Annotated in this window: 15 protein-coding genes; 10 read left to right on the forward strand and 5 right to left on the reverse strand. The window is 71.5% G+C overall.

The window, feature by feature from the left end; translation table 11 throughout:
* The first annotated feature begins 330 nt into the window (after positions 1-330).
* The 6 genes from ACS5PV_RS26865 to ACS5PV_RS26890 all read left to right on the forward strand — a co-directional run bounded on the left by ACS5PV_RS26865 (position 331) and on the right by ACS5PV_RS26890 (position 5,506).
* Complete coding sequence (locus ACS5PV_RS26865) at positions 331-1,734, forward strand: alpha/beta hydrolase (RefSeq protein ID WP_455398395.1); 1,404 nt, start codon at positions 331-333, stop codon at positions 1,732-1,734.
* Positions 1,731-3,284: a GMC family oxidoreductase gene (locus ACS5PV_RS26870; protein ID WP_455398396.1), complete on the forward strand. Its 1,554-nt coding sequence runs from the start codon at positions 1,731-1,733 to the stop codon at positions 3,282-3,284. The genes ACS5PV_RS26865 and ACS5PV_RS26870 overlap by 4 nt, the downstream gene beginning before the upstream one ends.
* Positions 3,281-4,159, forward strand: a complete 879-nt coding sequence (locus tag ACS5PV_RS26875) for an SDR family oxidoreductase (RefSeq protein ID WP_455398397.1) — start codon at positions 3,281-3,283, stop codon at positions 4,157-4,159. The genes ACS5PV_RS26870 and ACS5PV_RS26875 overlap by 4 nt, the downstream gene beginning before the upstream one ends.
* A gap of 186 nt (positions 4,160-4,345) precedes the next feature.
* Positions 4,346-4,900 carry a DNA starvation/stationary phase protection protein Dps gene (gene dps / locus ACS5PV_RS26880; RefSeq protein WP_455398398.1) on the forward strand — a complete coding sequence of 185 codons (555 nt, stop codon included), beginning with the start codon at positions 4,346-4,348 and terminating at the stop codon, positions 4,898-4,900.
* A gap of 199 nt (positions 4,901-5,099) precedes the next feature.
* Complete coding sequence (locus tag ACS5PV_RS26885) at positions 5,100-5,360, forward strand: hypothetical protein (RefSeq protein WP_455398399.1); 261 nt, start codon at positions 5,100-5,102, stop codon at positions 5,358-5,360.
* Positions 5,361-5,362: 2 nt separating this feature from the next.
* Positions 5,363-5,506, forward strand: coding sequence for a hypothetical protein (locus ACS5PV_RS26890; RefSeq protein WP_455398400.1), 144 nt, complete (start codon positions 5,363-5,365; stop codon positions 5,504-5,506).
* A gap of 9 nt (positions 5,507-5,515) precedes the next feature.
* On the opposite strand, the gene ilvN is transcribed toward ACS5PV_RS26890, so the two are convergent.
* From ilvN to ACS5PV_RS26915, 5 genes are all read right to left on the reverse strand, one after another.
* Positions 5,516-6,058 (reverse strand): acetolactate synthase small subunit, encoded by a 543-nt coding sequence (ilvN, locus tag ACS5PV_RS26895; RefSeq protein ID WP_455398401.1) that lies wholly within the window; start codon positions 6,056-6,058, stop codon positions 5,516-5,518.
* 21 nt (positions 6,059-6,079) lie between these two features.
* Complete coding sequence (locus tag ACS5PV_RS26900; RefSeq protein ID WP_455398402.1) at positions 6,080-7,858, reverse strand: acetolactate synthase 3 large subunit; 1,779 nt, start codon at positions 7,856-7,858, stop codon at positions 6,080-6,082.
* Positions 7,859-8,115: 257 nt separating this feature from the next.
* A complete protein-coding gene (locus ACS5PV_RS26905; RefSeq protein WP_455398403.1) occupies positions 8,116-8,661 on the reverse strand; it encodes a biotin transporter BioY in 546 nt (181 codons plus the stop codon).
* Positions 8,662-8,686: 25 nt separating this feature from the next.
* The gene (locus tag ACS5PV_RS26910) at positions 8,687-9,295 is read right to left on the reverse strand and encodes an energy-coupling factor transporter transmembrane component T family protein (protein WP_455398404.1); all 609 of its coding nucleotides are present in this window, start codon (positions 9,293-9,295) and stop codon (positions 8,687-8,689) included.
* On the reverse strand, positions 9,292-9,966 hold the full coding sequence (locus ACS5PV_RS26915) for an energy-coupling factor ABC transporter ATP-binding protein (protein WP_455398405.1): 675 nt from the start codon (positions 9,964-9,966) through the stop codon (positions 9,292-9,294). The genes ACS5PV_RS26910 and ACS5PV_RS26915 overlap by 4 nt, the downstream gene beginning before the upstream one ends.
* 133 nt (positions 9,967-10,099) lie before the next feature.
* Between ACS5PV_RS26915 and ACS5PV_RS26920 the strand changes: the two genes are divergently transcribed.
* From ACS5PV_RS26920 to ACS5PV_RS26935, 4 genes are all read left to right on the forward strand, one after another.
* Positions 10,100-10,591: a chemotaxis protein CheW gene (locus ACS5PV_RS26920; protein WP_455398406.1), complete on the forward strand. Its 492-nt coding sequence runs from the start codon at positions 10,100-10,102 to the stop codon at positions 10,589-10,591.
* Positions 10,592-10,599: 8 nt separating this feature from the next.
* Positions 10,600-12,009 (forward strand): CheR family methyltransferase, encoded by a 1,410-nt coding sequence (locus ACS5PV_RS26925; RefSeq protein WP_455398407.1) that lies wholly within the window; start codon positions 10,600-10,602, stop codon positions 12,007-12,009.
* The gene (locus tag ACS5PV_RS26930) at positions 12,009-12,596 is read left to right on the forward strand and encodes a chemotaxis protein CheW (protein ID WP_455398408.1); all 588 of its coding nucleotides are present in this window, start codon (positions 12,009-12,011) and stop codon (positions 12,594-12,596) included. Before ACS5PV_RS26925 ends, ACS5PV_RS26930 begins: the two co-directional genes overlap by 1 nt.
* A gap of 131 nt (positions 12,597-12,727) precedes the next feature.
* A complete protein-coding gene (locus ACS5PV_RS26935; protein WP_455398409.1) occupies positions 12,728-14,404 on the forward strand; it encodes a methyl-accepting chemotaxis protein in 1,677 nt (558 codons plus the stop codon).
* Positions 14,405-14,415: the final 11 nt, after the last annotated feature.

The raw sequence follows: 14,415 nt of genomic DNA on the forward strand, positions 1-14,415 counted from the left end.
CTCTCTCCGCTGCCACCCACTATATGGCCGCAGCCAGTACTTCATCTTTGAAAAAATTTAACATAGGTCAAATTCGCCGGCACCGTCGCGAATGCTGCCAAATCTCGGCGAGAGGCGGCACGCCGGGGCAAGATATCATGAATGTCTCGGCCTGATGATTGTCCGTCGAGGCGAGCCCTGGCGGCGGCCATGGCTGCCACGAGACTGTCTGACGGGCCGTTCGCCGGCCGCTCCGATGCGTCAACCACTCGACACATCTTTCCGGGGTGCTGCAAGGCGCCGCGGGCGCGCCGCCGTTGACGCAGCGCAGCGCCGCGCGATCTCGCCGGCATGATTGACCACCCCGTCCTCTTCTGCCTGCACTTCCTCGGGGGCAGCGCCCGCGAGTGGCAGCCCATCGCCGAGCATCTCGGGCCCGCGGCGCGATGCGTCGCCATCGACCTGCCGGGCTTCGGCGACGAAGCCCATCGGCCGGGCGGCGCCGTCGCCGCCAGGGCCGACCACGGCGCGGCCCGGATCCGGGCCGAGGCCCCGCCCGGGCCCTGGCTGCTCGCCGGCAACAGCATGGGGGCGAAGGTTGCCCTGGCGCTGGCGCGGCGCCGTGAGGACGGCGACGAGGGCCTGCACGGCCTCGCCGGCCTCGTGCTGCTCGCAGGCTCCCCGCCCGCGCCGGAGCCGATGGCCGAGGAGCGCCGCCGGGCGATGGTCGCCTGGATCGATGCCGACCCGCAGACGAGGCGGCGGGAGGCCGAGGCCTTCGTCGCGGCCAATGTCGGCGCGCCGCTGGAGCCCGACGATCACGCCCGGACCGTCGAGGACGTGCTGCGGGCCAATCCGCAGGCCTGGAAGGCCTGGCTCACCGGCGGCGCCAACGAGGATTGGCGCGGGCGCATCGGAACCCTCTCCACACCGGCGCTCGTGGTGAGCGGGGCGGAGGACGGGGATCTGGGGCCGGAGGCGCAGGCCGCGCTGACCCTGCCCCACCTCGCCCGCCACCGCCACGAGGTCGCCCTCGGCGCCGGCCACCTTCTGCCGCTGGAGCGCCCGCAGGTCCTGGCGGCGCTGATCCGCGACTTCCTCGCGGCGCCGCCGCACGCCGCCGAGACCCCGGAGCTGCCGCCGGCCTTCGCGGCGCTGATGGCCTCCGACCGGGTCAATTCCCGCCTGCGCGCGACCTTGCGCGAGCGGATGCGCGAGCCGGATGGCCCCTTCTGCCTCAGCCCCGAGGCACGCGCGACGCTGACCGCCTGCCTCGACCGGGTGCTGCCGCAGGACGGCGCCGGCCGGATCGATCTCGCCCGCCGCATCGACGCGCGGCTCGCCAGCGGCGCCGGGGACGGCTGGCGCTACGCCGCCCTGCCGCCGGACCCGCAAGCCTATGCGAGGGCGCTGCGCACCCTCGACGCCGCCGCCCGTGCAGCGCACGGGCGTTCCTTCGCGGATCTCGACGGCGCGGACCAGGATGCGCTCCTCGACCGCGCCGCCTCGGGCCGCCTGCCGTCGACCCCCGGCGGCATCGACCCCGAACTGATGACCTGCTGGTTCGAGGAGCTGCGGGGCGAGGCGGTGCGCACCTTCCTCGCCCATCCCGCCGGCCTCGCGGCGATCGGCTTCACCGGGATCGGGGCGGGCGGCGACGACGCCGACGCCCTGCCGGGCTACCGCCTGACCGGCCTGAACGCGCGAGAGCCCTGGGAAGCCCCGATCCTCGAGACCACTGGAGACGCCCGATGAACCTCTCGGGGCAGAAGCGCTACGGCACCGACGAGGTCGTCGACGTCGTGGTGGTCGGGACCGGCGCGGGGGGCGCGCCGCTCCTCGCCGAGCTCGCCGGCGCCGGCCTCAAGGTCGTGGCGCTGGAAGCCGGGCCGAACTTCGATCCGGCTGCTTACGGCTTCGACGAGACGCTCGCCGACGAGATCTACTGGACCGAGGAGCGCCTGAGCGGCGGCTCGACCCCGGAGGCGTTCGGCGCCAACAACAGCGGCACCGGCATCGGCGGCTCGACCCTGCATTGGGGCGCCTTCGTGCCCCGGGCCGACCCGCGCGACTTCCGCCTGAACACCGAGACCGGCGAGGGCTGCGACTGGCCGATCGAGCACGCCGAGCTGGTGCCGTTCTACGACCGCGTCGAGCGGTTCATCGGCACCTCGGGCCCGACGCCCTATCCGTGGGACGAGGCCCGCCGCTTTCCCCTGCCGCCGGTCCTGCGCAACGGCCCGGCGCAGCTGATGGCCAAGGCCTGCGACAGTCTCGGCATCGCGGCGACCGACGCGCCGGCGGCGGTGGTCTCGCGCGACTTCACGATTGATCCCGCCGTGCCGGAGCGCAAGGCCTGCATCAATTGCGGCTACTGCCACCAGGGCTGCCGCACCCGCGCCAAGGCCAGCATGGACGTGACCTACCTGCCGCTGGCGGTGGCCAAGGGGGCGGAGATCCGGGCCGAGGCCCGCATGCATGGGGTCGAGCGCGACAAGGCCGGACGGATCACGGCGGTGCTCTACCGCCAGGGCGGGCGCGATCACCGCCAGCGTTGCGCCCACCTGATCCTGTGCGCCGGCGCCGTAGAGACGCCGCGGCTTCTGCTCCACCTCGACCTTGCCACCGGCAGCGGCCAGGTCGGGCGCAACTACATCGGCCACGTCGCCACGCAGGTCTGGGGCACCTTCGCCGACGAGGTCGGGATGAACCGCGGCTACCCGTCCTCGCTCATCACCGAGGATTACACGCGGCCGAAGGGCGCCGACTTCGCCGGCGGCTACCTGGTGCAGAGCCTCGGCGTCGAGCCGCTGACCTGGGCCAATTCCGTCGCCCGCGGCCGCGGCCTGTGGGGCAAGGCGCTGACCGACTACCTCAAGCAGTACAACCGCGTCGCCGGCATCGGCATCAACGGCGAGACGCTGCCCTGCGACGCGAACGTCCTGACCCTGTCGGACGAGACCGACGCGCTCGGGATGCGCAAGGCGCATGTCAGCTTCGGCTACGGCTCGAACGAGGACAGGCTCAACGTCCACGCTACCAAGCTCATGCGCGAGATCTGGGAGGCGGCGGGTGCCAGCGACGTCTGGGTGCTGGAGCGCGTCGCCCACACGCTCGGCACCTGCCGGATGGGACGGAACCCGGACGCGTCCGTCGTCGATGCCTTCGGGCGGAGCCACGAGGTCGAGAACCTGTGGATCTGCGACGGGTCGGTCTTCCCGAGCTCGCTCGCGGCGAACCCGGCCTTGACCATCATGGCGTTGTCCCTGCGCACCGCCGGCGCGTTCCTGAAGGGCACTCGATGAGCGACGATCCCCGCGAAGCCTATCCCCGGCCGCCCTTCCCCGGCGCGCAGCAGCAGCCGCGCCCCGGCCTCACCGGCCCGATGGATCCCCCGCCCGACCACGGTGAGAAAAGTTACGTCGGCAAGGGCCTGCTCACCGACAAGGTCGCGATCGTGACCGGCGGCGATTCCGGCATCGGCCGGGCGGTCGCCATCGCCTATGCCCGCGAGGGGGCGGACCTGGCGATCTCCTACCTCGAGTCCGAGGAGGACGACGCGCAAGGCACGAAGGCCTGGGTCGAGAAGGCCGGCCGGCGCTGCCTGCTGCTGCCGGGCGACCTGCGCGACGAGGCGCATTGCCGCGCGATCGTGGACAAGACCGTGGCCGAGTTCGGCCGCATCGACGTGCTCGTCAACAACGCCGCCGCGCAGGTGGTGAACGAAGGGCTCGACGACGTCACCGCCCACGACGTCGAGGGGTCGTTCCGCGCCAACGTCTTCGCGATGATCTACCTGGCGCAGGCCGCGGTGCCGCACATGCGCCCGGGCTCGGCGATCGTGAACTCGACGAGCCAGCAGGCCAAGGTCGCGGATGCCAGCATGCTGGTCTACGCCGCCACCAAGGGGGCGATCAGCACGCTCACGGTCGGGCTGTCGAACCTGCTCGCCCCGAAGGGCATCCGGGTGAACTGCGTCGCCCCCGGGCCGGTCTGGACGCCGATCCAGCCGATCGTCAAGAGCCCTGAGCAGATCGAGAAGCTGGGCTCCGACACGCCGCTCGGCCGCGCCGGCCAGCCGGCGGAGCTGGCGCCCGCCTACGTGCTGCTCGCCTCGCGCGAGGGCAGCTACATGACCGGCGCCCTGGTGCCGGTCACCGGCGGCCAGCCGATGCTCTGACGGAAGGGCAGGTTCTCGGCCGGCGGGGTGTCCGTCCGGGTACTCCGCCCTAGCCTCTTCGTCAGCGGACGAGACGGTCCCCGTCTCCGGCCAGACGGCCGGGGATGACGATCAAAACCCCGCCGCCCCATCGGAACGGCCGCCGCCCGGCCTCGTTGTTGCGGCAAATCCACGGAGTTGACCGACATGACGGATTCCCAGGGCAAGGCCGGCCAGCCGCGCCAGCACCGCACCCGCAACAACACAGACTCGAACGCCAAGCGCGTCTCGATCGAGACCCTGAATGCGCGGCTCGCCGACGGCATCGACCTCGCGCTCAACATCAAGCAGGCGCACTGGAACCTGAAGGGCCCGCAATTCATCGGCATCCACGAGATGCTCGACGGCTTCCGCACCGAGATCGACGACCTCAACGACAAGGTCGCGGAGCGGGCCGTGCAGCTCGGCGGCACGGCGCTCGGCACCGCCACGGTGGTCTCGGCCTCCTCGAAGCTGTCGCCCTATCCCACCGACATCTACGCCATCGCCGACCACCTCTCGGCCCTGATCGACCGCTACGCCGCCTACGCCAACGCGGTGCGCGAGAACATCGACCAGACCGACGAGGCCGGCGATCCGGACACCGCCGACCTGTTCACCGAGGTCTCCCGCGCCGTCGACAAGCAGCTGTGGTTCCTCGAGGCCCACGTGCAGGAGCCGACCGGCGCGATGCGCGACGGCGACGGCAAGGGCGCGCGCTGAGGCCGGCAGGATCCAGTCGCCGGGGCTCGCGATTGAGCCGGCCCCGGTTCTGAAATCAACGCCGATTCGCCCACGCTGAACAATCGAAGCATGGCTCGCCTCCCCCGTCTCGGGGGAGGCATTTTTGTGCGCAGGGACAGGTATCGACGGCAGAGGAACGGTCGTTTACGCAGGGTCACGAAGCGATGAGGCAAACCGTGTGACCGAGGCAACGCCCGATACAGCGGAGGTCGCTGCACGCCGCAAGCACACGGCGAAGCGCCTGAACGAGCACCTCAAGCTGCTTGCGGCCTACATCAACGCCATGGCGATCGCCATCGCCGGCGCGGCTATCATCGTACCGCTGGTCAGCAACCCGGATGCGGCCGTGAGGCTGTCGCATGTCTCTTGGTTCGCAGCCTCTCTCGCCTTACATCGTGCCGGTCAAGCGGTGATCCGACTTCTGCGCCGGGAGGAGTGACGATGCCCTGGGACGCCACTCTCGCGATGCTCGGCTTTTCCCTGTTCGTCTCGGTGACGGGCATTACATGTGCTTGGTACGCCGTCTACCGCTTCGAGAAGAAGTACGGCCAGACGGGGCGCACCGACACCCCGCCCGCCGAGTAGCTAAGAGCCCTACATCGCCTCCGGTCCGCGCCCCATCGCGGCGACGCCGGTGCGGGACACCTCGACCAGACCCACCGACGCCATCAGCTTGACGAAGCGGTCGATCTCGTCGGTCGTGCCGGTGAGCTCGAACACGAACGAGGTCAGGGTCGCGTCGACCGTGCGGGCGCCGAAGGCGGCGGCAAGCCGCATCGCCTCGACCCGGTGCTCGCCCTTGCCGGCCACCTTGATCAGCGCCAGCTCGCGCTCCAGTGAATCGCCCTGGAGCGTCAGGTCGACCACCCGGTGCACCGGCACCAGGCGGTCGAGCTGCGCCTTGATCTGGTCGATCACCGCGTTGGTGCCCGTGGTCACGATGGTGATGCGCGAGATGTGCCGGGCGTGCTCGGTCTCCGAGACGGTCAGGCTCTCGATGTTGTAGCCGCGGCCGGAGAACAGCCCGGCGATGCGGGCGAGCACGCCGGGCTCGTTGTCGACGATGACCGCCAACGTGTGGCGGTTCACCGGCTCGACGCGGACCGGATCGGGGTAGTGGGTGTTCATGGCGTTCATCGTCCTCAAACCCTCGCCCGGTCAGACCAGCATCTTGCCTTCGTCGGAGATCACGTCGCCCAGGTCCGCCCCGGTCTCGCCGAGGTAGTCCGAGAGCAGCATCTCGTTGTGCGCCTTGCCCGACGGGATCATCGGGAAGCAGTTCTCGGTCTTGTCGACGATGCAGTCGAAGATCACCGGGCCGTCATAGTCCAGCATCTCGGCGATCGCCGCATCGAGGCTGCCGGGATCGGAGCAGCGGATGCCCTTGGCGCCGTAGGCCTCGGCGAGCTTCACGAAGTCGGGCAGGCTCTCCGAATAGCTCTCGGAGTAGCGCGAGCCGTGCAGCAGCTGCTGCCACTGGCGCACCATGCCCATGTACTCGTTGTTCAGGATGAAGATCTTGACCGGCAGGCGGTACTGCACGGCGGTCGACATCTCCTGGATGTTCATCTGGATCGAGGCCTCGCCGGCGATGTCGATCACCAGCGCGCCGCGATGCGCGAGCTGGGCGCCGATCGCCGCCGGCAGGCCGTAGCCCATCGTGCCCAATCCCCCGGAGGTCATCCAGCGGTTCGGCTCGTCGAACTTGTAGTACTGGGCGGCCCACATCTGGTGCTGGCCGACCTCCGTGGTGACGTAGGTCTCGCGCCCCTTGGTCGCCTCGTAGAGGCGCTGGACCGCGTATTGCGGCTTGATGGTGGTGCCCGACGGCCAGTAGCCGAGGCATTCGCGCGCCTTCCAGCCGCGGATCTTCGACAGCCATTCGGTCAGGCGGCCCTTGTCGGGCTCCGGTGTCAGCTGGCGCCACTCGCGCAGCATGTCGGCGAGCACCGAGCCGCAATCGCCGACGATGCCGATATCGGCCTTGACGGTCTTGTTGATCGAGGAGGCGTCGATGTCGACGTGGATCTTCTTGGAGAACGGCGAGAAGGCGTCGAGGCGGCCGGTGATGCGGTCGTCGAAGCGCGCGCCGATGCAGACCATGACGTCGCATTCGTGCATCGCGAGGTTCGCCTCGTAGGTCCCGTGCATGCCGAGCATGCCGAGGAACTGCGGGTCGGAGCCCGGAAAGGCGCCCAGACCCATCAGCGTCGAGGTGACCGGGAAGCCGGTGGCGCGGGCGAGCTCGCGCAGCAGCTGCGAGGCCTCCGGCCCCGAGTTGATGACGCCGCCGCCGGTATAGAAGACCGGACGGCGCGCGCCCGCCATCAGCGCCACCGCGGCGCGGATCTTTTCGGGATCGCCCTGCGTCTGCGGGTTGTAGGTCTTGTGGCTGTTGTCGACCGGGCGGCGGTAGACGCCGCTGGCGAACTGTATGTCCTTCGGCAGGTCGACGACCACCGGGCCGGGCCGGCCGTGCGAGGCGACGTAGAACGCCTCGTGCAGGATCCGGGGCAGGTCCTCGATCGATTTGACGAGGTAATTGTGCTTGGTACAGCTGCGGGTGATGCCGACGGTGTCGCATTCCTGGAACGCGTCGGAGCCGATCAGGTGCGTCGGCACCTGGCCGGTGATGCAGACGAGCGGGATCGAATCGAGCAGCGCGTCGGTGAGACCCGTGACGATGTTGGTGGCGCCCGGCCCCGAGGTGACGAGCACGCAGCCGACCTTGCCCGACGAGCGGGCATAGCCCTCGGCGGCGTGCACCGCGCCCTGCTCGTGCCGGACCAGGATGTGCTTCACCGTCTCCTGGTGGAAGAGCGCGTCGTAGATCGGCAGCACCGCGCCGCCCGGATAGCCGAACAGGGTGTCGACGCCCTGATCCTGAAACGCCCGGATCACCATCTCGGCGCCCGTCATGACCTCGCCCGCACTCATCGCCGCGCTCCGTTCCTTGGGTCTCGTCCGCGCTCTCGGGTCCGTTTTACGCAACAAAAAAGGGCCCCGAAGGACCCTTGCATGCGCCACCCTTGGGATGCCGAGCTGTCAAGCTCGCCCCGTCGGTGGCGCCTCCGCTACAATAAGGACCGTACGCATGCTGTGGGTAAGCCTGCCCTTGAGAGAATGGCGCGGACCCTACGCCGCTGGCCCGGCAGGGTCAACCGATTTCGGGCCGCGCGTCAGCGATCGGACTGTCAGCGTGATGGAAGCGTCGGATAGGCGCGCCGCACGGCGCGGGCGATCAATACGGCCAGCACGACCTTCGCGGCGTCGCCCGGCAGGAACCAGGCCGAGCCGACCGCCGCCTTGGCGAGATCGATCCGGGCGACCGCGGCGATCCACGGGATGCCGACCGCGTAGGTGAGCACCACGCCGCCCAGCACCAGGATCAGCGCCTCCTTCCAGACGGTGAGGGTCTTGAGGCTGCGCTCGACCAGGAACCCGATGACGAAGGCCGCGACCGGCCACATCAGCACGAAGCCGCCGCCCGGCCCCATGACGATGCCGAGCCCGCCGCGCCCGCCGGCCATCAGCGGCAACCCGGCGCAGACGAGGAGGACGAAGAGGGCCAGGGCTGCGCCGCCGCGCTTAGGCCCGGCGATGGCGCCGGCGAGCATCACCCCCATCGATTGCGCGGTGATCGGCACGCCGATGACCGGCAGGGTCACGGGCGGGAACAGGCCGAGGGCGGCGGTGAGGGCGGCAAACAGCGCGACGAAGACGATGTCCCGGGTCGACATGGGGGTCCTTGCATCGAGAGGAGTGTCAGTTGCCGGCCCGGTCCGGATCGTAGGACCGGGCATCGATCGCCGCCGCGATGTCGTCGCTCATCTTGAGCATCCGCACGACGACCGGCACCGTCAGCGCCACCAGGCTGCGCTCGAGCCCTCGCGCCCGCTGCGCCTCGCGCACCTCGGCGGTGATGGCGGCGAGCACCGGGATGAAGCGCAAGGTCAGCGCGATGGCGAGGCCGGCCTTGGCGGGATTGACGCCCACGGGCTTGAGCCAGGCAAGCCCCCGTTGCAGCGCCTCGATCGTGTCGGCGCTGCGGGTGGTGAGCGTCACGAGGCCGGCGAGCAGCACGAGGCTCGCGAGGCGGGCGGCGACCAGCAGGCCGGCCTGCCAGCCGTCGAGGGCGAGCTGGACCACGACCAGCAGCGCGAGGATCCAGGCGAGCGGCCGCAGCTGCGCGAGCACCAGGGCACCCGGGATGCCGGCGAGCCGGTAGAGCAGGCCCGTGAGAGCGAGCGCCGCGAGCGCGAGGTCGAGCCGCGGCAGCGCGAACAGGATGGTGCCGGCCCCGATCATCGCGAAAATCTTCGCCCCCGCCGGGCAGCGGTGGATCGGGCTCGCGCCCGGGACGTAGGGGGTCACGACATCATCGCGACGTAGGCCGGGAGCGCCACGGAGGGCACGTCGTCGACGACGACGCGGCCGTCCTCGAACACCAGCACCCGGTCGAAATGCTCCAGGAAGGCGAGGTCGTGCGAGACCACGACCGCGCGCTGGGAGAGCCCGTCGATGGCCTGCGCGATCCGGCGCTTGTTGCGCAGGTCGAGCAAGGTGGTCGGCTCGTCGAACACGATCACGTCGGGCGCCATCGCGAGCACGCCGGCGATGGCGAGCAGCTGCTTCTGCCCGCCGCTGAGCAGGTGGGCCGGGTGGTCGCTGAGGTCGTGCAGGTCGTAGCGGCGCAGGGCCTCGTCGGTGCGCCGGGCGATCTCGTCCTTGGGCAGCCCAAGGTTCCTGAGCCCGAAGGCGAGGTCTTCCGAGACCACCGGCAGCACGATCTGGTTGTCGGGGTTCTGGAACACGAAGCCGACCTTGCGGCGCACCGCCTTGCCGTCGCGGCGGGTGTCGAGCCCGTCGACGCGCACCGTGCCGCGGCTCGGCACGAGCAGGCCGTTGAGCAGGCGCGCGAAGGTGCTCTTGCCGCTGCCGTTGCCGCCCACCACCGCGATCCGCCGCTCCGCGAGGTCGAGGGTGAGGTCGCGCAGGACCGTGCGCTCCCCGAAGGCATGGCCGACATGCCGGATCTCGATCATCGACGGGTCCGCTCCTCTCGCGCCGGGCGGCGCCTCATAGCACCTCCGGCCCACGCCGACAGGGCGGTTTGGAAACTTCCCCCGCCTCCCCTATCTCACGCGCGGGCAGCGGGGCCCGCGGGGATGGAACGGGATGACGACCGGGACGGCCTACCTCTTGGTCGCGATCGCCGGAACCGACTGCGCCCTGCCGCGCCGGGCGGTGCGGGAGATCCTGCCCCTGCCCCGCCTGTGGCGCCCGCCGGGGGCGCCCGGCGCGCTCGCGGGCTTCCTCAACCTCGCCGGCAGCGCCGTGCCGGTCCTCGACCTCGCGGTCCTGTTCGGCCTCGGCCGGCCGGTCACGGCGCAGGCGGCGCTCTACCGCCACCTCGTCCTGCTCCACGGCGAGGCGCCGCTCGCCCTGCTCGTCGACCGCGTCGCGGACGTCGTGCGGGTCGAGGCGGACCAGGTGCGGCCGGTCGCCGACGCGGCCACCCTGAACGGCTGCGTCGGCGCCGAGATCCGCCTCGGGGACAGGCTGGTGCACGGCCTGGCCGTCGACCGGATCCTGCTGGCCGAGGAGCGCGAGCGGCTCATGGCGCAGACGCGGGACGCGCAGGCGCGGCTCGCCGAGTGGGCGGCTTAGAGCCGGAGATGCGCAGCGTGCGGGGCGCGCCTCCCCTCGGCGACCCGGCCTTCGCGGCCCTGAAGGCGCGGCTCGTCGCCCGCACCGGCCACCATTACTACGCCGACAAGGACGACCTCCTGTGGGAGCGCGTCGGCCGGCGCATGCGCGCCCGCGGCTCGGCCGATCCAGCCGGCTACCTGATGCTGCTGGAGGAGTCGGAGGCCGAGTGGGCGGCGCTCGAGGCCGAGATCACCATCGGGGAGACGTTCTTCTTCCGCTACGCCGAGCAGTTCGCGGCCCTGCGCGGCACCATCCTGCCCGAGCGCATCGCCGCGCGGGGCGACGAGCGGCGCCTGCGGATCTGGAGCGCCGGCTGCTCCACCGGACCCGAGACCTACTCGGTCGGGATCGTGCTGCACGAGTTGCTGGGCGAGCGCCTGCCCGAGTGGCGGATCGGGCTCACCGGCACCGACATCAACCGCGACGTGCTGGCGGTCGCCCGCCGCGCGGTCTACGGCACCTGGGCGTTGCGCACCCTCGGGGCGGAGGAGCGCCAGCGCTACTTCCGGCCCGGCCCGCGGGAAGGCACCTTCGCGCTGCGCCCCGAGTTCCGCGGGCTCGCCCGGTTCGAGCCGCAGAACCTGATGAGCCTTCTCGACGGCACCGCCTCCCTGGCGCTGACCGACTACGACCTTATCCTGTGCCGCAACGTCCTGATCTACTTTCACCCGGACGTGGTCCAGGCCCTGGTGCGGGCGCTGGCGCAGCGCCTGCGGCCCGGAGGCTGGCTCCTTCTGGGACATGCCGAGCCGAACCCGGCCTTCGCGGAATTCCTGACGCCCGTCTCGCTGCCCGGCACCGCCGCCTATCGCCGCCCCGACGAGGGCGAGGTGCCGGACTTCGTCCCGCCGGCGCTGCCGGAGCCAGTGCCGGACTGGGTGCCGCTCCTGCCCCCGCTGCCGCCGGTCGTCGAGACGTCTCCTCCCGCCGGGACGCCCCCTCCCCGCCCCGCCCCGGCGACGCCCGCTCCGGTCGCGGCCGACGGCCCCCTCGCCACCGTCAGGGCGCTCGCCGATGCCGGCGACCTCGAGGCGAGCTGGCAGGCCTGCCGGGTGGCGCTGAGCCGGGACCCGACCGATCCGCGCCTGCGCTACTACGAGGGCCTGCTCGCCCGCGCCCGGGCCCGGCCGGACGAGGCGGAGCGCGCCTTTCGCGGCGCGCTGTACCTCGATAAAGGTTTCGTCATGGCGCATTACCACCTCGGGTTGACCCTGATCGCCGCCGGCCGCGCCGAGTCCGGCCGCCGCGCCGTGGCCAACGCCCTGCGGCTCGCAGCAGCCCTCCCGGCCGAGACGGAACTGCCGGAGGGCGACGGGCTCAGAGCCGCCGACCTGTCCGGCGCCGCTCGGCTGCTCCTCGGCGGCGAGGCCGCCTGATGCCGCAATCCATCAACCCGGCCGGACCCGCCCTGCCCGGCGAGGCGGCGCTCAGCGCCGCCCGGATCGCCGAGATCCTGGATGCTCGCACCCGCAACCTCGCCGCCCGCGGCACGGCGCCGGAGGCGCGACCGACCCGCTTCCTGCTCGTCTGCCGCGCCGGCGCCGAGACGGTCGGCCTGCCGCTGGAGGGCGTCGCCGAGGTGTTTCCGTCCCGGCCGTGCACGCCGGTGCCGGGGGCGCCCGCCGCCCTCGTCGGCCTCACCGGGCGGGGCGGGATCCTCGTCAGCGTGGTCGATCTCGCGCTGGCGCTCGGCGCCGCGCCGGCGCCCCCGGAGGAGAACGCCGCCCACGTCGTGGTCTTGCGCCGCGACGGGCCGCGGATCGGTCTCAGGGTCGAGCGCGTCCTGTCCGTGGCCGAGGCCGTGGTCGAGACCGAAGGCCTGGGCAGGCGGGCGGTGGCGGGCTATGCCCGCGCCGCGTCGCAGGCCTCGCGTCCGGAACAGGATGCGTCCGGTTTCGCGGTGATCGATCCCGCCTCTCTCCTGGCGCCGCTCCTCGCGGCCGGCCATCCCGGGCCGGTCTGAATTGGAGCGGTGCCCGACCGCGCTGCGATCGGGCACCGCTCCAGGTTTTTGATTTCGCCGCATTTTCCGACGAACCGGTATCCACTTCGTCGGAAAATGCTCTGGCCCTCCAGCCAAAGAGAACCCCACGCGTGTCGCTCTCGATCGGGAACCGCATCCTCCTCGGCTTCGCCGCCGTCGTCCTGGTGATCGTGGCGCTCGGCGTCTACGCGGTCGGGCAGATCGGCGAGGTGCGCAACGCCACCGACATCATCGTCACCCGCGACCTGACGGTGATGCACCAGCTCGAGAACATCCGCGAGGCGCAGCGCCGGATGAGCGACCTGCGCGACGAGGCGACCACCCGCTACTACCTTCGCACGCTCGGCCGCGAGCCGGCGGCGAAGGAGGAGCCGACGGTGACCTGGCGGCGCAACGCCGCGACCGCCGAGACGGCGCTCGCCGGCGCCATCACGACCGCGAACGACTACCGGGCCCAGTCGCTCTCGCCTGACCGCGCCGCCGCCTGGCAGCGCATCGCCGAGTTGCTGGTCGCCGCCGGGGCCGAGCTGCGCACCACCCGCACCGCCACCGAGCGCCAGTTCGAGGCGATCAACGCCAACGACGTGCCGGGCATCCAGGCGGCCGAGACCGCCCTCGATCAGTCGGGCGAGAACTTCGTGCGCACCATGGGGGCGGCGCGCGACGCCCTCGACGGCGCCATCGCGGCCGGCCAGCGCCGGGTCGGGGCGATCTATGAGGAGAGCCGGCTCTCGACCATCGCGGCGCTGGTGATCTGCGTCGTCATGGCCATCGTCATCACGGTGCTGATCCGCCGCTCGGTGGTCCAACCCCTCGACGCGGTGATGGCCTTCGTCGGCAAGGTCGGCGGCGGCGACCTGACCGGGCGCATCGCCGACACCCGCCGCGACGAGCTCGGGCGTCTGGGCTCCGTGCTCAACCAGATGGTCGAGGGCCTGCGCCAGCTCGCGAGCCAGAACCGCGCCTCGACCTCGAACCTCAACGCGGCCGCCGCCGAGATCCGCGCCTCGGCCCAGGAGCAGGCGGCGAGCGTCGAGGAGCAGTTCGCCGCCGTGCAGGAGACCGCCGCCACCGTCGACGAGATCACCCATGCGGGCGCCCAGATCGGCAAGCGGGCGCAGGAGGTCATCGCGACCGCGCAGGCCACCGCCCAGACCTCGAGCGCGGGGCTTCGCGCCGTCGACGAGACCGCGCGCGCCATGGACGCGATCCGCGAGCAGAGCGAGGCGGTGGCCGAGAACATCGTCGCGTTGAGCGAGAAGACGCAGGCCATCGGCGAGATCATCGCCACGGTCAACGACGTGTCCGAGCGCACGCATCTCCTGGCGCTCAACGCCGCCATCGAGGCGGCGGCGGCGGGCGAGAGCGGGCGCAGCTTCGCGGTGGTGGCCTCCGAGATGAAGGCGCTCGCCGACCAGGCCAAGGAGGCGACCGCCCAGGTGCGGGCGATCCTCGGCGACATCCAGCGCGGCATCAACGCCTCGGTGATGCTGACGGAGGAGGCGGTCAAGCGCGTGGCGGTCGGCAAGGAGCGCACCGACACCACCCACGCGACGATCGAGGAGATCACCGCCCGGGTGCAGGAGAGCGTGCAGACCTTCCAGCAGATCGTCGCCTCGACCAACCAGCAGCAGCTCGGCATCGAGCAGGTGATGGGCGCGCTCCAGAACATCCGCCAGGCCAGCCAGCAGACCGCCGCCGGCACCCGCCAGGTCGAGGCCGCCGCCGCCAACCTGAGCGAGCTGGCGAGCGCCCTCCTGGCGCTGGCCGAGCGCTACCGGCTCTGACCTTCGGGACA

This window comes from Methylobacterium sp. Gmos1 (assembly GCF_053764715.1).